At 65.2% G+C, this 17943-nt stretch carries 22 protein-coding genes; 14 read left to right on the forward strand and 8 right to left on the reverse strand.

The window, feature by feature from the left end; genetic code table 11:
* The first annotated feature begins 9 nt into the window (after window positions 1–9).
* The 5 genes from ACQCSV_RS00655 (at window position 10) to ACQCSV_RS00675 (ending at window position 4718) form a co-directional block, all read left to right on the forward strand.
* Window positions 10–735, forward strand: coding sequence for a class F sortase (locus tag ACQCSV_RS00655; protein ID WP_426938997.1), 726 nt, complete (start codon window positions 10–12; stop codon window positions 733–735).
* Between the two features lie 56 nt (window positions 736–791).
* Window positions 792–1310 carry a universal stress protein gene (locus ACQCSV_RS00660; protein ID WP_354155637.1) on the forward strand — a complete coding sequence of 173 codons (519 nt, stop codon included), beginning with the start codon at window positions 792–794 and terminating at the stop codon, window positions 1308–1310.
* Window positions 1311–1641: 331 nt separating this feature from the next.
* A complete protein-coding gene (locus ACQCSV_RS00665) occupies window positions 1642–1989 on the forward strand; it encodes a metal-sensitive transcriptional regulator (protein ID WP_426938998.1) in 348 nt (115 codons plus the stop codon).
* Between the two features lie 62 nt (window positions 1990–2051).
* Window positions 2052–2282: a heavy-metal-associated domain-containing protein gene (locus ACQCSV_RS00670; RefSeq protein ID WP_185261998.1), complete on the forward strand. Its 231-nt coding sequence runs from the start codon at window positions 2052–2054 to the stop codon at window positions 2280–2282.
* A 24-nt stretch (window positions 2283–2306) separates the two neighbouring features.
* Complete coding sequence (locus tag ACQCSV_RS00675; RefSeq protein ID WP_426938999.1) at window positions 2307–4718, forward strand: heavy metal translocating P-type ATPase; 2412 nt, start codon at window positions 2307–2309, stop codon at window positions 4716–4718.
* A 20-nt stretch (window positions 4719–4738) separates the two neighbouring features.
* Here ACQCSV_RS00675 and ACQCSV_RS00680 read toward each other — a convergent pair whose 3' ends face one another.
* Window positions 4739–5011, reverse strand: coding sequence for a DUF2277 domain-containing protein (locus ACQCSV_RS00680; protein ID WP_282330314.1), 273 nt, complete (start codon window positions 5009–5011; stop codon window positions 4739–4741).
* A 60-nt stretch (window positions 5012–5071) separates the two neighbouring features.
* On the opposite strand from ACQCSV_RS00680, the gene ACQCSV_RS00685 reads away from it, so the two are divergent.
* Window positions 5072–5338 (forward strand): WXG100 family type VII secretion target, encoded by a 267-nt coding sequence (locus tag ACQCSV_RS00685; RefSeq protein WP_354155633.1) that lies wholly within the window; start codon window positions 5072–5074, stop codon window positions 5336–5338.
* A gap of 77 nt (window positions 5339–5415) precedes the next feature.
* Here ACQCSV_RS00685 and ACQCSV_RS00690 read toward each other — a convergent pair whose 3' ends face one another.
* Window positions 5416–6420: an EamA family transporter gene (locus tag ACQCSV_RS00690; protein ID WP_426939000.1), complete on the reverse strand. Its 1005-nt coding sequence runs from the start codon at window positions 6418–6420 to the stop codon at window positions 5416–5418.
* Between the two features lie 71 nt (window positions 6421–6491).
* Between ACQCSV_RS00690 and ACQCSV_RS00695 the strand changes: the two genes are divergently transcribed.
* A complete protein-coding gene (locus ACQCSV_RS00695; protein WP_354155631.1) occupies window positions 6492–7037 on the forward strand; it encodes a CGNR zinc finger domain-containing protein in 546 nt (181 codons plus the stop codon).
* A gap of 78 nt (window positions 7038–7115) precedes the next feature.
* Here the strand turns inward: ACQCSV_RS00695 and ACQCSV_RS00700 are convergent, their stop codons facing one another.
* The 3 genes from ACQCSV_RS00700 to ACQCSV_RS00710 form a co-directional block, all read right to left on the reverse strand.
* Window positions 7116–7487: a hypothetical protein gene (locus tag ACQCSV_RS00700; RefSeq protein ID WP_426939001.1), complete on the reverse strand. Its 372-nt coding sequence runs from the start codon at window positions 7485–7487 to the stop codon at window positions 7116–7118.
* A 105-nt stretch (window positions 7488–7592) separates the two neighbouring features.
* A complete protein-coding gene (locus tag ACQCSV_RS00705) occupies window positions 7593–8183 on the reverse strand; it encodes a hypothetical protein (RefSeq protein ID WP_354155629.1) in 591 nt (196 codons plus the stop codon).
* Between the two features lie 25 nt (window positions 8184–8208).
* Window positions 8209–9561, reverse strand: a complete 1353-nt coding sequence (locus ACQCSV_RS00710) for an MATE family efflux transporter (protein WP_354155628.1) — start codon at window positions 9559–9561, stop codon at window positions 8209–8211.
* Between the two features lie 280 nt (window positions 9562–9841).
* Here ACQCSV_RS00710 and ACQCSV_RS00715 point away from each other — a divergent pair, with 280 nt between their 5' ends.
* On the forward strand, window positions 9842–10810 hold the full coding sequence (locus tag ACQCSV_RS00715; RefSeq protein WP_426939002.1) for an acyl-CoA thioesterase: 969 nt from the start codon (window positions 9842–9844) through the stop codon (window positions 10808–10810).
* Between the two features lie 24 nt (window positions 10811–10834).
* Here ACQCSV_RS00715 and dnaB read toward each other — a convergent pair whose 3' ends face one another.
* Window positions 10835–12217: a replicative DNA helicase gene (gene dnaB / locus ACQCSV_RS00720; protein ID WP_058930676.1), complete on the reverse strand. Its 1383-nt coding sequence runs from the start codon at window positions 12215–12217 to the stop codon at window positions 10835–10837.
* Between the two features lie 688 nt (window positions 12218–12905).
* Here dnaB and ACQCSV_RS00725 point away from each other — a divergent pair.
* A complete protein-coding gene (locus ACQCSV_RS00725) occupies window positions 12906–13361 on the forward strand; it encodes a hypothetical protein (RefSeq protein ID WP_426939003.1) in 456 nt (151 codons plus the stop codon).
* A gap of 2 nt (window positions 13362–13363) precedes the next feature.
* Window positions 13364–13936: a hypothetical protein gene (locus tag ACQCSV_RS00730; RefSeq protein ID WP_185262009.1), complete on the forward strand. Its 573-nt coding sequence runs from the start codon at window positions 13364–13366 to the stop codon at window positions 13934–13936.
* A 73-nt stretch (window positions 13937–14009) separates the two neighbouring features.
* Here the strand turns inward: ACQCSV_RS00730 and ACQCSV_RS00735 are convergent, their stop codons facing one another.
* Window positions 14010–14636: an FMN reductase gene (locus ACQCSV_RS00735; protein ID WP_426939004.1), complete on the reverse strand. Its 627-nt coding sequence runs from the start codon at window positions 14634–14636 to the stop codon at window positions 14010–14012.
* A 211-nt stretch (window positions 14637–14847) separates the two neighbouring features.
* On the reverse strand, window positions 14848–15105 hold the full coding sequence (locus tag ACQCSV_RS00740; RefSeq protein ID WP_426939501.1) for a PhzF family phenazine biosynthesis protein: 258 nt from the start codon (window positions 15103–15105) through the stop codon (window positions 14848–14850).
* Between the two features lie 148 nt (window positions 15106–15253).
* On the opposite strand from ACQCSV_RS00740, the gene ACQCSV_RS00745 reads away from it, so the two are divergent.
* The 4 genes from ACQCSV_RS00745 to ACQCSV_RS00760 all read left to right on the forward strand — a co-directional run bounded on the left by ACQCSV_RS00745 (window position 15254) and on the right by ACQCSV_RS00760 (window position 17586).
* A complete protein-coding gene (locus tag ACQCSV_RS00745; RefSeq protein WP_354223333.1) occupies window positions 15254–15448 on the forward strand; it encodes a hypothetical protein in 195 nt (64 codons plus the stop codon).
* Between the two features lie 141 nt (window positions 15449–15589).
* A complete protein-coding gene (locus tag ACQCSV_RS00750; RefSeq protein WP_426939005.1) occupies window positions 15590–16375 on the forward strand; it encodes a tyrosine-type recombinase/integrase in 786 nt (261 codons plus the stop codon).
* Complete coding sequence (locus ACQCSV_RS00755) at window positions 16376–16771, forward strand: hypothetical protein (protein ID WP_354223329.1); 396 nt, start codon at window positions 16376–16378, stop codon at window positions 16769–16771.
* Between the two features lie 23 nt (window positions 16772–16794).
* Window positions 16795–17586 carry a hypothetical protein gene (locus tag ACQCSV_RS00760; RefSeq protein WP_354223327.1) on the forward strand — a complete coding sequence of 264 codons (792 nt, stop codon included), beginning with the start codon at window positions 16795–16797 and terminating at the stop codon, window positions 17584–17586.
* Window positions 17587–17943 lie beyond the last annotated feature (357 nt).

Raw genomic sequence — 17943 nt, forward strand, 5'->3', positions numbered from 1 at the left:
AGGAGCATCGTGGCAAAGCAAACCGGACGGCACGAAGTGCCGAAACGGCCCCGCGGCTTGAACCGTGGAGACATCGCCATCCTGGCCTGCGGTGTCCTGGGCTTCCTGTCCTTCACGTTCGCTGGACCGCTGCTGGACCAGCATGGGGCCGCATCACCGGGAACCGGCACTGCCGGCTACTCTTCCGGAACCTCGTCGATCCAGCTGCCGTTTCCCTTGGCTGTTTCGGGCCCGGCCGCACCGTCCGCATCCGTGCCGGCCGCAGCAGCACCCGTGGCCAGCGGGCCGGTCCTCCCACAGGCGTCGGCCCCGCAGCGGATCGTCTATCCGAAGGCTGCGATGGACACGGCCGTGCATCCGCTGGCTCCGGACAGCACCGCCGTCGAAAGCCAGACGATCGTGCCGCCCACCACCATGGACGGGTATTGGCTGACACCGTTCGGGACTCCCGGCAACGGGTCGGGCAACACCACGTACATCATCGGGCACAGCTGGGAGGGCCGGGACGCCCCTTTCAACCACCTCAGCTCCGCCGCCGCCGTCGGCGACACGTTCGACGTCGTCACCGACACCGGCACCATCCGATACCGCGTGGACAGCGTCACCACTTACGTCAAGGACAGTCTTAAAGACAGCCCCATTTGGGACATGGTGCCCAGCCGCCTGGTCCTGATCAGCTGCTACACGGAAGACCCGTGGGGGAAGAACGTGGTGGTCTCGGCGTCGCCCGCCTGAGGCGTCCGCTTCCGTCGGCCCTGTTCAACCGCTCCGCGCAGGCACAGAATGGTCCTATGAGTCCCGAACGGTTCAGTGGCCCGCCGCCGTTGCTGGTGGGCGTGCTGCCCCAACAGCATCCGGAGGTGCTGAAGGCGGCCGCATCCCTCGCGGCCAAACTGGCAGCGCCGTTGCTGTGTGCTTATGTTGACGAGGCCAGCTACCTGGTGGAATGGGATCCGACAAGATCCGCGCACCGGCTGTCGCTGCACGCGGACAAGGACGACGACGATATCCGCTCTGTTACTACGGAACTCAGGGGGGTGATTGCCAAAGCCGTGGCCGATGCCGCCGCATCGGGCGCCCCCGTGGATTGGACATTGCGGACCCTCGCCGGGGATCCGGGCCGCGCCCTGGCCCGGCTCGCCGCTGAAAGCAACTCCCCTATGATCATCGTTGGAACGTCGGAGCGGGGCCTGACCCACCGCATCTCCGAACTGCTCAACGGATCAGTGGGACTCTGGCTGACGCATCATCAAAGCCGGCCCGTGTTGGTGGTTCCCTATCGGAGGCCGGCGCATCAGGATGATGCCTAAGCCGGCAGCCCGAACAGGCTCCTCAAGCCGTCGCCCCATCCCTCCGGGGAGGATTTCGGGGGACCGAAAAAATAAAGCGAAAGTAGTTATTCGAGGTGGTAGCGGACGGCGGTACTGGCACGTAAGCTAGTTCGAGCAGAGGGGTCCGGCCGCAGCGGCTGGTGCCTCTGCCCAAATGCTGCTCCGGAGTGCGTATCCCCCAATAACGCACTCCGGAGCTTTTTTGTGCCCTTTTACGGCCACGGAGACCCGCACTCGTGTCGCACGCCTCCGACACTGATACCCCCAGGGGGTACTTGCAATATACCCCCGCCGGGTATAAGTTGGCAGTATGGAACCTTCGCAGGAAACCTTGAGCCCACCTTCCGGCACTGACCCGACGCCTCCGCATGGTTACACCGCGAACAAAGACGCCTACCTTCGCCGGCTCAAGCGGATCGAGGGCCAGGTCCGCGGCATCGCCCGGATGGTGGATGAGGACAAGTACTGCATCGACGTCCTGACCCAGGTCGCCGCGGTCACCAAGGCCCTGCACGCCGTGAGCCTTGGACTCGTGGAAGAGCACATCGGCCACTGCGTGGTGGGCGCCGCCGGGGAACCCGATCCTGCCCTTCGCGCTGAAGCCATCGACATCAAAGTCAAGGAGGCTGCAGAGGCTATCGGCCGCCTTCTTCGCTGACCACTGCCACTGACCACCCACTCAGGGCCGGCCACCGCCGGTCCCCTTTCAAGGAGCCAGCCATGAGCACCACCTCCACCACCGTCAACGTGTCCGGAATGACCTGCGGCCACTGCGTTTCGTCCGTCAGCGAGGAGCTTGAATCGCTCGCCGGGGTTGAAACGGTCGACGTCGAACTCAACGCCGGCGGCATTTCCACCGTCACTATCACCTCAAGCCAGCAGCTGTCGCCGTCCGAGATCGGCGAAGCGGTTGCCGAAGCCGGCTACCTGGTTGTAGCCAACAACGCGTAACGCTGACCGATCGGGGGATCCATCATGAGCACAGACCATCTCCATCACCACCCACAAAGCCGGGTGGTTGAACTGGACATTGAGGGCATGACCTGCGCCTCCTGCGTGAACCGCGTGGAAAAGAAACTGGGCAAGCTCGACGGCGTCGAAGCCTCCGTCAACCTCCCGCTGGAATCGGCCCACGTCACCGTCCCGGCCGGCATCACGGACCAGCAAATAGTGGACACCGTCAACGCCACCGGCTACAAAGCAAAGGTACGCCTCCCGCGCTACCCGAGCCAAAGTGCAGGCCACGAGCACCACGATCACGAAACGGAACACGACCACAGCGGCGACACGAGAGACATGCGGCAGCGTGCGTCTAAGCGAGGCACGAGCGAGCACGCCGAGCATGTGTCTCATGGCGTCGCGTCAGGCGACCACACAGACCACATGTCCCACGGCCCGGCCTCCTCGCAGCTACGGCCGCGCCTGATCGTGGCCGCGGTGCTCACCGTCCCCGTTCTCGCGATTTCGATGGTTCCGGCACTGCAGTTTCCCAACTGGGGCTGGGTAGCCGGGGTCCTGGCGCTTCCGGTGGTCAGCTGGGCGGCCTGGCCCTTCCACCGCGCTGCAGCCATCAATGCGCGCCACCTGGCGTCCACCATGGACACGCTTGTCTCGATTGGCATCGCAGCCGCCTACCTGTTCAGCGTGTGGCAACTCGCTGTGGATCCCGCTATGACTGAACATCCGGCCATGGTCGGAATGGAGTCCGCAGGCCTCTACTTCGAAGTGGCCGCCGTGGTCACCACCTTCCTGCTCCTCGGCCGGTTCCTCGAAGCCAACGCCAAGCAGAAGGCCGGCGACGCCCTCAAGGCGTTGCTGAACCTCGGCGCCAAGGACGCCACCATCCTTCACCAGGGCTCCGAGCATAAAGTCCCCGCCGATCAGCTCCGTGTGGGAGACGTGGTGGTAGTGCGCCCCGGCGAAAAGATCGCCACGGACGGAGAGGTGATCGACGGCATTTCAGCTGTTGACGCGTCCCTGCTAACCGGCGAATCCGTCCCGGTGGAGGTGGAGCCAGGCAGCAAAGTCACGGGCGCCACCATCAACACTTCCGGCCGGCTGCTCGTCCGGGCCACCCGTGTGGGCTCCGAAACCACGCTGGCACAGATGGCCCGGTTGGTCTCGCAGGCACAAACCGGCAAGGCTCCCATTGCACGCCTCGCCGACCGGATCAGCGCCGTCTTTGTCCCCATAGTCCTTTCCCTCGCGGTGCTCACCTTTGCGCTGTGGCTCGCGTTCAACGGACCGGTGATTGAACCTGCCGAGCTCAGGGCAGCTTTTACCGCAGCAGTCACCGTCCTGGTCATCGCTTGTCCGTGCGCGCTGGGGCTGGCCACTCCCGTGGGGCTGCTCACCGGAACGGGCCGGGGCGCCCAGCTGGGCATCCTGATCAAGGGCCCGCAGGTCCTGGAAGACACCCGCACGGTGGACACCATCCTGCTCGACAAGACCGGCACCGTCACTACAGGAAAACTCGCCGTGGGCAATACCCTGGCCTTTGACGGCCACCAGGGCAGGGACGTGCTGCGGCTCGCCGGCGCCGTCGAAGCGGCATCCGAGCACCCGATCGCACACGCCATCGCGGCCGCCGCCCTCGAGGCGCAAACCGGGCACGACGACGGCGCGCGACTCCCCGCCGTCGAACACTTCCGTTCTGCACCCGGCGGCGGAGTGGTGGGAACCGTGGAAGGGCGCGTGATCTTGGCGGGCCGCACGGGCTGGCTTACGGAGAACGGCGTCCGCCCTTCCGGCGCGCAGATGGAGGCGCTGGCCACCGCAGAAGCCACCGGCGCCACGGCCATCTGGGTGGCAGTGGACGGCACCCCGGCCGGAATCATCAGCCTCCGGGACACTGTGAAACCGGGATCCGCGGAAGCGGTGGCAAAGCTGAAGGAGTTCGGGTTGCGCCCCATTCTGCTGACCGGGGACAACGCCGCGGCGGCTGCACAAGTCGCTGCCGCCGTCGGGATTTCCCCTGACGATGTCTATGCCGGCGTCCTGCCTGCCGGGAAGGTCGAGGCAGTCCGGCGGCTTCAGGCGGGCGGGGCCATCGTGGCGATGGCCGGCGACGGCGTGAATGACGCCGCCGCGCTGGCGCAGGCGGACCTGGGCATCGCCATGGGATCCGGTACCGATGTGGCCATCGAGGCGGCGGACCTCACCGTCATGGGCAACGACCTGGGACAGGTGGCACAGGCCATCGAATTGTCCCGGCGGACGCTGGCCACCATCAAGACCAACCTGTTCTGGGCGTTCTTCTATAACGCCATCGGCATTCCTGTGGCCGCCCTGGGCCTGTTGAACCCGATGCTCGCCGGTGCAGCGATGGCGGCGAGTTCCGTCTTGGTGGTGGCCAACTCGCTCCGGTTGCGCAGCTTCGGCAGGTAGGTCCTCAGGATGATATGTCCTCAGACGGTGCCGAAACGCACGGCCGCACGGGCCCGCGCTTTGGCGGCCTCCTCGTCCCGGCGCTTGGCAGGCGCGTGGGTGACCAGCGAATCCAGCAGGTGTTGGGTGATGTGGGCGATCTCGTGTACCGCCGCTTCGAAGGCGTCTTCGTTGGCCTTGGATGGCTTGGTGCTGCCACTGACCTTGCGCACATACTGCAGCGCGGCGGCATTCACCTCCTCAGAGGTGGCGTGCGGTTCGTAGTTGTGGAGGGTTCGTATATTCCGGCACATATGCCCATGCTAGGCTCTGGAACGCCTCGGATCGACGCCCCAGCCCTGCATGGGCAAGCGGTGCCCATTGACAGTGTTTTGGGGCCGGGACAGCTCAGGACCCTTGGCAGCAAGCTGCAGGCCGGTGCCGGCGAGATCGAGCGGCAGCGGTCCAACCTCTCCCGCGTGCTGGACAGCATCAACTGGGAAGGCCCGGACGCCACCCACTTCCGTGGCGAATGGTCAGGCACGCACACCGCGGCGCTGAACCAGGTCATCCAGGCGCTGAAGGATGCCGGCCAGAAAGCCACCAAGAACGCCAACGAGCAGGACCAGGCTTCACGCTAACCGCAGAAGCTCTGACGAGGGGCCCGGACACAGCACAGTGTCCGGGCCTCCGCGGCATTTAACAGGTGCATCGGCACTCAGGGCACAGGTTCGACGTCGTTCGCGTGGTCCAGCAGGGCGGGCGTCCCGGTAACAGCTGCGGCCGTTCCGGAGCGCAGCTCGTCCAGCCGGACCAGGACCACGCCGCCCACAATGAGGGCGCCGCCCAGGAGTTGGATGGCGCCGGGAAGCTCACCCAGAAGCAGCCAGGCCCAGATCACGGCGAACAGCACCTCTGTCAGCGAGACGAAGGAGGCCACCTTGGAGCCAAGCGCGCGGGCAGCGACAATGCCGGACACGTACGCCAGGACCGTTGCCATGATGATCAGGCCACCCAGGGAGACCCACCAGGGCGTGATCCAGGGGCCCAGCCTGGTATCCGCGGTGCTGAAGACCATGGGAAGCAGTCCTGTGGCGGCCGCCAGCCACATACCGGCCGCCCCCACCAGCAGCCCTGCGGACGCCAGGACGATGGGCGGCAGGGAATCATTTTCCTTGGCCGTGATGAAGAAGTAGATGGCAAGGCATACGGCAGCGGCCATCCCCCACAGGACTCCGACGATGTCGATCTTGACCGTTCCGGTGAGGTCCAGCACCAGGATCAGGCCGCCGAGCGAGAGCACTGTTCCGCCGAAGGTCAACGCCCGTGGACGCTTCTTGCTCGCTCCCCACAGCCAAAGCACGATGAGGACGGGAGCCAGGTATTCAAGCAACAGCGCTACGCCCACGGAGAGGCGGGCTACGGCATTGAAGTAGAACAGCTGGCACGCGGCCACACCTATCAGGCCGAAAAGACCGATGGTGACCCAGTTGTCACGCAGCTGGTACCACCGGCCACGCAAGGCCAGAATCGCAGGAATTGCGAGAATCAGCGCAGCACCGGTCAGGCGGGCTGCCACGGCAGCGCCCGGGGACCACCCGGTTTCCAGGAGCGCTTTGGCGAAGGAGCCAGAGAGCCCGAAGACGGCAGAAGAGAACAACGCGATTCCAAGACCGGAGCCAAGGAATCCGCCCGCGGGTGCGGGGTTAGGGGCGGCAGTCACCGACGCCTCCTGTCAGGAGTAAAGTGGGGTAATGGTCCTGACATTACGCCCGCTCCCAGTAAGGAGTCAAGATGGTCTTTGCCCCTGACACCGAAATAGCCCTGCGCACCGTGGTCAACCTGATCAACACGGCCGCCAACGGACGCGAATTACTCGCCACGGTCGCGGAGCTGGATGGCTTCCTCCACTCCGAAGGGTTCAGTGGATCCCGCGACGGCGATGCGGCGGAGCTGTCGAGTGTCCACGAACTGCGCGGGCAGCTAGCCGCACTCTGGACTGCAGACGAAGACTCGGCTGTGGCGGGCGTCAACCGCCTTCTGCGCGAGGCCAACGCACTCCCCCAGCTGATGAAGCACGATGAGTGGGACTGGCATCTGCACGCCACCGCCAGGGACGCACCGCTGGCGGAGCGAATGGGCACCGAAGCTGCCATGGCTCTGGCGGACGTCATCCGGAGCAAGGAAATGGACCGCATGCTGGTGTGCGAGGCCGAGGACTGCGATGCCGTGGTCCTGGACCTCAGCCGCAACCGGTCGAAACGGTATTGCGACACCGGGAACTGTGCCAACCGAGCACACGTGGCAGCGTACCGGGCGCGGCAGGCGACGGTCCACTGAGCCAGCGGGGGGACCTGGGGCAGGACCGCGCCGCGAGGAGCCCGTGCGCGGGCAGCCAGCCTATGAGCGGTCGGTGCGCTAGGAGTGGCTGGAGCCGGGGCTCTCGGCGTCCGGAGCCTCAGAGGCGCCGCCGGCCTGGCTTGAGTCGTGTCCCCCGAATCCATGCAACGGCTTCCGCGCTGAACTCAGGTTGATGCCCGATCCCTTGCCCAGGTGCTCGGAGTTCTCTTTGTGGCTCATGGCCAGCATGGCCGCTATCACCAACGTGACGATGAACGCAATGCCGGCGCCCGTGAAGGCGAGGTCGAACCGAGAGGTCTTCGAACTGCCGCCGGAGGCGAAGATCAGCACCGCGACGAAGGCGAGGACGGCCCAGAACGCAGAGAACATCAGCGGCCCCTTCACCGAGGTCCGCAGATTGCGCGGTTTTCCTGGTTTCTGGTCTGCCAAGGTAGTTCCTCTCCTACAGCCACGCCGAAGGGCTTGCTGGTTCGAATGTGTGCGGGGTTGTTCCGGGCGCGTTTTCTACGCCGGGTAGAACCTTTCACTTCTAGTTTACGGCTTCCCGGGGGCGGCCCGGGAATCGTGCCTTAGCGTCAGCCCGGACAGGACCCAGAGCACACCGGAGATGATGGCTCCGCCGCCGGTGACGCCAAGCAGGGCATGGGCTCCGAGACTGATGAAGAAAGGCAGGATCGCCGCGGTACCAAGCCCGACGATGCCCGAGGCCAGCCAGTCACGGGCCAGCACGTGCCGGCCGCGATATCGGAGGCCGCAGTACAGCTCCACCGCTCCGGCCAGGCCAAGTCCCGCCGCGGCGACAACGCCGAAGACGCGGTCCCCGTGCAGCAGCGCCAAGGCAACGCCTGCGCCGGCCAGGGTCGCCCCGGCGGCGGAGAGGATTTTGCCAGGCATGCCGTCACGCGCGTAGCCGGTCTTCGGGATGGCCCAGAGGACCAGCAGTCCCGTGACCAGCAGATAGAGCCCGCCTGACCAGCCCATGACCTGCACCGATGGTCCGGCCCAGAAAATAGTCACGGCCCCGAAGACAAGTGCGGCCAAGGCCCGGAGCAATACCGGCTTCCACAGGTCTGCCTGCTGTGCGGTGCCGGCGGGAGCATCTGTGGGTGTCAGTGGTTGGTTCACCGGTCCAGTTTAGTGGCCGCCGGCCCTATGGCGAACCCAGCACCATCCAGCGGTCCGAGCGGGCACGCAGGCCCAGCGTCAGCGCCCGGGCGGCCATGTAGCCCAGCGCAAAAGAGGCCCAGAGCCAACCCAGGCCTGCAGCGGCGGACATGCCGGAGACAGCAACGGCCACCAGCATAGGCACGTAGACGGCGAGGTTGGCCACGCCTGCCAGTGCCAGATACTTGGCGTCGCCGGCGCCGATTAGCACGCCATCCAGGACAAAGACAAAACCCGCAATCGGCTGGCCGGCGGCAAGGATCCACAGGGCGTACGTCAGGACGGCCTGGACGCCGGCGTCTGATGTGAACAGCGCCCCGGCCCATGGCGCAGCGACCGCCAGCAGGGCACCTGTGACCACGCCGAATCCGGCACCCCAGCGGATCATTGTCTGGGTCAGCTGCCGCACCCTGACGGGATTGGACGCACCCAGTTCCTTGCCGATCAGGGCCTGGGCGGCGATAGCGAGGGCATCCAGGGCAAAAGCGAGGAAGGAGAAAATGGTCATGGCCAGCTGGTGCGCGGCAAGGTTGACGGCACCTTGCCCCGTGACCACAAAAACCGTGGCCAGGATGGCTACGCGCAGGCTCAGTGTGCGGAGCATGAGCCACGAACCGACGCGGGTCATCGCGCGGATACCGCTCCAGTCGGGCCACAGGCTGATGCCATGCCGGGCAGCATTTCGCTGGACCATCAGCAGGTAGACGGCCGCCATGGCCCATTGCGCCACACTGGTGCCTGCCGCCGAGCCCGCAACGGACCAGTCCAGCCCGTAGACCAGCCATAGGTTAAGGACAATATTCAAGGCAAAGCCTGCGGTGGCCACGAGCAGCGGTGTCCTGGTGTCCTGCAATCCGCGGAGGACACCGGTGCCCGCGAAGATGAGCAGCATGGCCACCAGGCCAGGCATCGACCAGCGGACATAGTCAACAGCAAATGAGCGCACATCACCCTCTGCCCCCATCAGGGACACCAGCGGTTCAGCGGCCCAAAAACCGGCCACCGCCAGGACTATGCCCAGCAGAAGAGCCAGCCAGACGCCGTCGCGCCCTGCCGCAAGCGCCTTGCCCAACTGGCCGTGTCCCATCGCGCGGGCCACCGCCGGGGTGGTGGAGTAAGCGAGAAATACCATCAGTCCGACGGCGGTGTGCAACACCGCGGAGGCAAGCCCCACGCCGGCCAGCTGGGCCACGCCGAGATGGCCCACAATGGCCGAATCCGCGAGCAGGAACAGCGGTTCGGCGATCAGTGCGCCGAATGCCGGCACGGCGAGCCGCAGGATTTCCCGGGCATGGCTGGCAGGACGCTGCACGGCGGCGGGGGCGGATTGACTGGGCACAGCTTCAGCCTAACGGCAGGCATCGACCACCTGGCGGCCCTGCTTCCGCGACGCCGGCTGTCATGACAAAGGACACAAGGCGGCGGCGCTTCCGGCCTGGTTGCCCATGCGCCCATAGGGGTCAGGGCTTGCAATCTTGGTGAAGGCCCCGCCGCGGTAGGCCAACATGCCGTCTTCACATCCCACCACCACGGTTTCCTCACCGGCAACCGCCTCGCCATGCACGCCGGGGTACTCCTCGCTGCGGAGCCTGAACACTGCGGCTCAGTATGATCGCAGCATGACTGACACCGCAGCCAACACCGTAACCCTCCGCTTCCTGGCCGCCCCCACGGATGTGGGCCACAGCGGTTCGGTGGATGCGGGGACCGTCCTCGAATGGGTGGACAAGGCCGCGTACGCTGCCGCCGTGGGCTGGGCCAAGTCCTACTGCGTCACCGCTTACGTGGGCAACATCCACTTCGCGGACCCGGTGAACAGCGGCGACATGGTGGAGGTGGAAGCCACCATCGTCTACACCGGACGCTCCTCCATGCACATCCGGACCGTCGTCTCATCAAGCGATCCCAAGGGCGGGCCGGCCACAATGCGCAGCCAGTGCATGGTGATCTTTGTGGCGGTCGGCGACGACGGCAAGCCGGTCCCGGTCAAGCAGTTCGAACCGGCCACGACAGCGGAGATCGAACAGCGGGACCACGCCCTGGCGCGGATCAACGTCCGTGAACGCATCGTCGAAGCCATGAACGCCCAGGAATATACCGCCGCCGGGACCGCCGAAGGCGTGACGCTGCGGTTCATGGCGGCCCCCACGGACGTGAACTGGGGCGGGAAGGTGCACGGCGGAATCGTGATGAAGTGGATCGACGAAGCCGCCTACGTCTGCGCGTCCCGCTACTGCGCCTTGGACACCGTGGCGGTCTTCTCCGGTGGCGTGCGCTTCTACCGGCCCCTGCTGATCGGCCACGTAGTGGAGGTCGAGGCCAGGCTGGTTTACACCGGGACCAAAGGCATGCACATCGCCGTACATGTGCGCTCCGGAGATCCGAAGGGCAAGGAACTGAACCTCACCACATATTGCCTTACGGTGATGGTGGCACGCGACGCGGCCGGCAACTCGGTCCCCGTCCCCAGCTGGGTGCCGGTCTCGGCAGAAGATACACGGCTGCATGCCCACGCCCGCGAACTGCTCGAAATCCGTGGTACCGCACCGGGGAACCGGCTGCCCAACCACCTGCTGGGGCAGGGCTGAGCCAGCCAGCCCTGCCAGAGGGTCCTAGAAGCCGCTGCCGCCGGCGTCGGCCGCCATGTTGGCAAAGCGCGAGTAGTGACCCTGGAATGCCACCACGATGTCCTTGGTGGGGCCGTTACGGTGCTTGGCAATCAGGATGTCCGCCTCGCCCGCACGGGGGGATTCCTTGTCATAGACGTCTTCGCGGTGCAGCAGGATAACCATGTCCGCATCCTGCTCGATGGAGCCGGATTCACGGAGGTCAGAGACCATGGGCCGCTTATCCTGGCGCTGTTCGGAGCCGCGGTTGAGCTGAGATAGGGCGATGACGGGGACCTGGAGTTCCTTGGCCAGGAGCTTGAGAGCACGCGAGAACTCGGAGACTTCCTGCTGGCGTGACTCCACTTTCTTGCCGGAGCTCATGAGCTGCAGGTAGTCCAGGATCACGAGCTTCAGGTCATGCTGCTGCTTGAGGCGGCGGCACTTGGCCCTGATCTCCATCAGCGACATGTTCGGGCTGTCATCGATGAACAGCGGGGCATCATTCATCCGGCCCATGGTGGTGGCGATCTTGGACCACTGTTCGTCCTTGATCGTGCCCTTGCGAAGATCCTGCAGACCGATGGTTGCTTCGGCGGACAACAGGCGCATGGCAATTTCGTTCCGGCCCATTTCGAGCGAAAACATAACCGTGGCCAGGTTGTTCTTGATGGCCGCCGAGCGGGCGAAGTCCAGGGCGAACGTGGACTTACCAACTGCCGGGCGTGCGGCGATGACGATCATCTGTCCGGGGTGCAGCCCGTGGGTGAGTTCGTCGAGTTCGTAGAACCCTGTGGGCACACCGGTCATGCCTTCCCCGCGGTGTCCGGACGCTTCGATCTCGTCCACCGTGGCTTCCATGACGTCCTTGAGGACCACGTAGTCCTCTGCCGTGCGCCGCTCCGCCACAGCGTAAACCTCGGCCTGCGCCTGGTTGACCAGGTCCTCCACCTCGCCGTCGGAGCCGTATCCGAGCTGGACGATCTTGGTGCCCGCGTTGACCAGCCGCCGCAGAATGGCGCGCTCTGCCACGATCTCGGCGTAGTAGCCGGCATTGGCGGCCGTGGGGACGGTCTGGATGAGCTCATGCAGGTAGGCGGGCCCGCCGATCCTGTTGATCTCCGCGCGCTTGGTCAGTTCGTCCGAGACGGTAACGGCATCTGCAGGCTCGCCGCGGCCGTAGAGGTCGATGATCGCCTCGTAGATGGTCTCGTGCGCAGGCCGGTAAAAATCCTGGCCTCGGAGGATTTCCACAACGTCCGCGATGGCATCCTTGGACAACATCATGCCGCCGAGGACGGACTGCTCGGCGGGGATGTCTTGTGGCGGTTTACGGCTGCCTTCTGATCCGCGGGTACCCTCGATCGAGTCCAGGTGCGTTACTGACAAAGCTGCCGTCCTCCATAGTGTGCCGCGTCATAATGCGGCGAGTAAGTCATTTACCTGCCGGGCGCCATCCTGCGGGAGCTCCACGGGACGGCATGCGTTCAGGTCTATCAGCGGCCACCGACAATGAATCCCGACGGCCCCATTGAAATCTGTGCAAAGCGGAGTCTGCGCAGCGCGGGGGAGAGTTATCCCCATGTTCCACAAGTTATCCACAGCATGTGCTGCAGCGGCCGGGCCGACGGCCTCCACTGCGACGGCAGCATAGCTCCGCGACGGCGTCACAGCGCCCCAAAAGCAGGTATCCCGCAACGGTAGCCGCCCCCGCCCCAGCGGCCAAGCCCACAAGCCCGGAGGCCTGTGGATAACCTGTGCACTAACAGGCATAGCTTGTGCACAGCCTGTGGGTGAACCTGTGGAAACAAAAAAATTTTCGCTGGATACAAGCGTCTGAACTGGGAAAACGTCTTTTGAGGATGTGGACGAAATTCTTTTTTCCCCAACCTTCATCCACAGCTTTCAGCGCGGCGCTGTTGAAAGTTCCGCCCTTCCGGGCGCCTCGGCCGCCGGTTCATGCCCTATTGGTGATGCTGCACACGCCTCCCGGCATATTTTGACGCCGTAGCGAATCGGCTGTATGCAACGGCAGGAATGTGCTGTGGATAACGGGCATCTGGCATAAGCTCTGACTATGGGCGACGTACTGATGGTTTTTCTGCCGGCCGGCGTGTTGGCGGCAGTAATCTGGGCATTTACGACAGCCCTCAGACCGCGTGATTCCGGGACCTCCGACGCCGAGAAGTACCAGCAGGACCTGGCGAGGCGCTCTGCGGAGCACTATGCCGAGCAGGTGCGCGTGGCAACAGCCGTGCGTGCCCGCCTCGAGGCCAACACCCGGCCCAGCCAAAACGAACAGCAGCAATCGCAGCAGGAAGACCACGCCCGGGCGGCCCGGAGCGGGCAGTCCGGCGCGGGCGCCGGCCAATATGGCTATGCGGCGCTGCCCGGCGGGATTCTGGACCCTCAGCTGGCAATGCAGTTGCAGACGATGGCGCACGACGGGCACAAGATCCAGGCCATCAAACTCCTCCGCCAGGCAACCCACACCGACCCGGCGACAGCCAAAAAGTATGTAGATCGGCTTTAGAAATGGAATCCCTCGTGATCCCCGTCATCATCCTTGCGGTCGTAGCCGCCGGAGTCGCACTGGCAGCCCGGGCGGTCAGCAGGCGGCAGGCGGCCGTCAGGCAGGCCGGGACCGCCTCCGCGCCGGATCCGGTTGAGGTGGCCCGCCTGGCCGCCGCCAAGCTCTCTGAGGACCAGCACCGCAGGTTGTATGCGCTGATTGCCCAGGGACAGGCTATGGCGGCCATCAAGCTGTACTACGAGGCCACAGGAGAAGGCCTGCGGGCCTCCCGGGACGCGGTGGGGGCGTTGGCCGCGCATCCGCAGGCCTACCGCAGCCCCGCCGCTGAAGCGGCGGAGGCAGAGCCCGACGACGACGACACGCCCCAGCGATTCCCTTACCGCTACCGCGCCATTGCCAGCAAGGGCGACGTGACGCGTGAGGTCAGCAGCAACATGCTCAACGACGAGATCTACGGCCGCATCCGCACGCTGGCGCGCAGTGGAGATACCGAAGGCGCCGCCACCGCCCTGACCAAGCACTCGGACATCACCCTGAAGCAGGCACGCGAGTTCATCGCACTCCTGGACGACTAGGGCTCCTGGGCGGCTGCGCTTCAGGACGCCCGCACTCCCGAACCCCCGGTCGGCGGTAGGGGACGGCTGCGCACTAGCGTCCGCCGGAAATACCCGCCAGGAGCTGCTCGAACGGCAGGGACTCCAGGGCCGCCGACTTGCGGCCGGACTGGTCCCCCGCCAGGAGGGCGGCAAACTCAGCCGCAGCACGGTCAATCCGCGACGATAGGGGCGAGCCGCCGTCGTCCGTGTTTCCCCAGTCCTGGGGGCCTGCGAAAACAGCCGTTGCGGCCATCCGGGTGCGCAGGTAGCTGAACAGCGGGCGCATTGCGTACTCAAGGACCATCTGGTGGCGGTCCGTACCGCCGGTGGCACCCAGCAGGACAGCCTTCCCCTCCAAGGACTTGGGGTCCAGGACGTCGATGAAGGACTTGAACAGGCCGCTGTAGGAGGCACTGAACACCGGACTGACGGCAATGATGCCGTCGGTTGCCTCCACGCCGGCGATGACATCCGCCAGGCGCGGGGCCGCATAGCCGGTAACGAAGTTGTTGGCGATGTCCACCGCGAGGTCGCGGAGCTCAACGATCTCAACCGTCACCTCGAAACCGGCATCGGCGAGGCGATGCTCCGCCACAGCGGCGAGCTGGTCGGCGAGCAGCCTGCTTGAGGACGGCACACCCAGGCCGGCGGATAGTACGGTGATGCGGCGGGTTTCCACTTGGACTCCTGAGGTTCGTACGTCCCATGTTACATGCATTTGCATGTAACTGCATAACCGGCGACTGTCCGGGTTTATTCCACCGGCTCTACGGCTCCACCGTGCCGCGGATGCAAGTGATCGAACTGCCGCCCACCCAGACATCTTCGCCAAGAGCCTCCGGAGCGCGTCAGCGGTGGGGCAGCGAATGCCAGCCGTCCGCCGTCGCGCTTCACGCGGACCAGGCCGGCCGTGCGTTCCTGGACCAGGTAGTCGGCGTCGGAATGCGTCGGCGGAACCAGGAGCGTGTCTCCGAGAGGTTCGTCCGGTTCGCTAAGCACTGCATGTGTTCCGTGCTGAGACCCACGGCGTCAAGAACCACTGCGAGCGGATTGCCCGGTAGGGTTTCGTCCGTGAATACGCCCACCGGGGTGAAGGGACGAGGGCAGTGCGCGGGGGTGAATTCCGACTCACCGCCGCAGGCTATCACCCTGGGCGGCCTGGCTGACAAGTGAGCCGTGCTCTGCGAGGGAAGCCTTCATATGGGCTCTGACGATGGTGGGCTTCTTTCTTATGTGGACACTGCGAGCCTCACCGCAGGTGAAGGCCGGGAACGTTGCACTTGGAAGGTGACGCAGATGCGGGTTGTAACGACCAGGTCCTCCGGGGTGGTTACCTCGGTGGAGCTTCATGACCGCGACGGGGCGGTCATGGCGCCCGTGGGCCGGTTCCTGCAGCACATCTTGGATTCTGGCGGGAGTCCGAACACAGCTTCTGCCTACGGGTTCGATCTGAAGAACTTATTCGAGTTCCTGGAGGAAACGGGAACGTAGTGGCAGGATTTCCGGCCCGCCATTGCGTTGAATTTCCTGGGATGGCTGAGGAAGCGCCCGAGTCGGCGGCCAGCGCAGCGGCTGGGTCTGGCGGTCACCGGATCTGAGGGGCGGCTGCTGGCTGCCGCGACCGCCGCCCGTGTGTTGGCAGCTGTGTCGAGCTTCTATGAGTGGGCAATTGTCGCCGAATTGTTCGATGCAGAGAATCCGATGCGCCGGCAACAGGACGCGGCATTGGCCAGGGTGGCTGAGCGCCACCGCCCGTTCACGGGCGGTGCGAGCAGGCAGCAGCCGGTCCGGAGGCAGATCAGGGTCAAGCTGCCGTTGCGGCTACCGCGTCCGCTGGCCCAGCCCGTTGTCGAGGCGCTATTGGAGAGCATGACCTGCCTGCGGGATCTGGCGATGGTGCTGTTGATGCTCGACGGGGGATTGCGTCCTGGCGAAGTTCTAGGCCTGCACCTTGCAGACATCTCCTATGGCCGCCGGCGAGTGACGGTCCGCAAACGCGACGACCATCCTGGCGGGGCGAGAGGAAAGTCCCGCCAGGAACGCGTGGTCGATGTGTTGGAGCCCCGAACCCTCGATGCTGTCAACAGATATGTCCTGCGGGAACGCCCGTCTGGGTCCGTGAGCCCCTTTGTGTTTCTGGTGGGTGGGCACGGTGTCAGGGCCTGTGAACCGCTGTCCTACGCCGCGTTGGTGCGGATGTTCGCACGCCGCCTGGATGGGCTCGGGGTTCGGACCCCGGACAAAACACCGCATGCGCTGCGTCATACTCACGCGAGCTGGATGTGGGAGGCCGGGATGCGCGAGCTGGCACTTCAACGACGCTTGGGCCACGCATCTCCAGAGTCGACCCGGATCTATACCAGGGTCTCCGACGCCCAGGTCCGGGACGAGTACCGCGCCGCGCTGGGGAGCCTTTAGATGAGTTCTGGGGCCGCCGGGGACTTCGAGCGGTCTGCACGCCCGTCACCCCGCCGGCACGCGTCCGAGGCCGAGTACGGGGCGTGGGTCAATGCCTTCGTTCCCAATCAGGCGGCCCGGTATGAGCGGATGGCCGCTTACCGGAGGTTCCTCCTGGCCTGGCCGGATCTGGAGGCATGGTTCGAGGCGCCCCTCCTTGTCAGAGCCGGCTTCACCGGTGGACCTCTGCGGTGGTCTACCGGACGCACGGGTACGTTCAGTGCCGGCGGCTATCTGGTGTATCTGGCTCTTGTGCACGGCATCGCCTTGGATCATGACTACTTATTTGTCCGCAGTTTGACCGGCTCTTCAGCGTCGAAGGCGGTGGGCGGGGCCTGGGCGTGGATCTGGAGCTGATTGAGGATCACGCAGCCCGATAGTTGGAATTGGGGTACGGCGCCACCTCGTCCCGTTCCAACTTCACGTGGGCCGTCGGACGGTTGCTGCTGTCCCGTGGCGACCCGGACATCACAGCCATTACAGCCGGGGACTTGTTCGATCTGGCTGAGCGGATCCGCGGCTTTGGTGAGCGGGAGGATTTCGAGCAGCTACGCGCCGCGCTTTACCGGAAGTCGCCCTGGCAGATGACCGGAGAGGACGCCGGCGCACGTTTCATCAGAGCGCATCTGGCAAAGGTCTACTCTCTGCACGTCCTGCTGTTCAACATCAATCAGGTCACGGAACCACCCATGACCGGGACGATACGCCGCGTCGGCTGGGAGCAGAACCTGCTGCCCGAACCCTGCCCGCCCCTGATCCGGGCCGTGGTCGAACGCTACCTTACTGTCCGGCTCGAGGCGCAGTTTGACCGGCCGCAAACCGTCCGGATAGCCCGGGAGGGATTGCGCCGGCTCGTGAACTGGCTGGGACGCGAACACCCGCACCTCACCTCCCTTGCACAGCTGGACCGGGCCCTGATCGAAGACTACTTACGATGGCTGCCCTCCTACGTGAGTCAGACCACCGGCCAACCCTTGCAGGCAACGACCCGCAAGCACGAAATCAATACCATTGGCACGTTCTGCCGCGACACCGGAATCTGGGGTTGGGATGACCTTCCCGGCAGGCCGCTGTTAACGGCACGGGACGCGCACTCACGGATCCGCTGCAGCGGACCGCGTTGCTGCTCCTACGCTGGTCCGGCGCCCGAAGGGACGAGATCCGGCGGCTGACCTGTGACTGCCTCGACACCTACGCCAGCGGCCACCCCAGGCTGCGGATCCCCGTCGGCAAAGGCCACACCGAACGCCTGATCCCGTTGCACCCCGACGCCGCCGCACTGCAGGAGGCAATCAACCACGCCAAAACCAGGAAAGCGGCACCCCGGCACGACCCCACTGGCTGCAAACCAACTTCCTCAAAACCGAACTTGAACTCGGCCACTGTCTGCGGTTGCCTGCGGAAGGGCCGTGCGAATGCGAACTGATGCTCTCATGCCCTAAGTTCCTCACTACCAGCGAATATGCCCCGAAACTCCGTGCACGGTTGGCGCGCGAGGAAGAGCTCGTCAACGACGCGGAGATTCGCGG

The organism is Pseudarthrobacter sp. S3 (assembly GCF_050156905.1).
Taxonomy (GTDB): domain Bacteria; phylum Actinomycetota; class Actinomycetes; order Actinomycetales; family Micrococcaceae; genus Arthrobacter.

What these genes read in the sequence shown, in the direction of transcription:
- ACQCSV_RS00660 (WP_354155637.1), top strand. Translation starts at nt 792, where the DNA reads ATGAGTCCCGAACGGTTCAGTGGCCCGCCGCCGTTGCTGGTGGGCGTG.
- ACQCSV_RS00665 (WP_426938998.1), top strand. Translation starts at nt 1,642, where the DNA reads ATGGAACCTTCGCAGGAAACCTTGAGCCCACCTTCCGGCACTGACCCG.
- ACQCSV_RS00670 (WP_185261998.1), top strand. Translation starts at nt 2,052, where the DNA reads ATGAGCACCACCTCCACCACCGTCAACGTGTCCGGAATGACCTGCGGC.
- ACQCSV_RS00675 (WP_426938999.1), top strand. Translation starts at nt 2,307, where the DNA reads ATGAGCACAGACCATCTCCATCACCACCCACAAAGCCGGGTGGTTGAA.
- ACQCSV_RS00680 (WP_282330314.1), bottom strand. Translation starts at nt 5,011, where the DNA reads ATGTGCCGGAATATACGAACCCTCCACAACTACGAACCGCACGCCACC.
- ACQCSV_RS00695 (WP_354155631.1), top strand. Translation starts at nt 6,492, where the DNA reads ATGGTCTTTGCCCCTGACACCGAAATAGCCCTGCGCACCGTGGTCAAC.
- ACQCSV_RS00715 (WP_426939002.1), top strand. Translation starts at nt 9,842, where the DNA reads ATGACTGACACCGCAGCCAACACCGTAACCCTCCGCTTCCTGGCCGCC.
- ACQCSV_RS00725 (WP_426939003.1), top strand. Translation starts at nt 12,906, where the DNA reads ATGGGCGACGTACTGATGGTTTTTCTGCCGGCCGGCGTGTTGGCGGCA.
- ACQCSV_RS00730 (WP_185262009.1), top strand. Translation starts at nt 13,364, where the DNA reads ATGGAATCCCTCGTGATCCCCGTCATCATCCTTGCGGTCGTAGCCGCC.
- ACQCSV_RS00745 (WP_354223333.1), top strand. Translation starts at nt 15,254, where the DNA reads ATGCGGGTTGTAACGACCAGGTCCTCCGGGGTGGTTACCTCGGTGGAG.
- ACQCSV_RS00755 (WP_354223329.1), top strand. Translation starts at nt 16,376, where the DNA reads ATGAGTTCTGGGGCCGCCGGGGACTTCGAGCGGTCTGCACGCCCGTCA.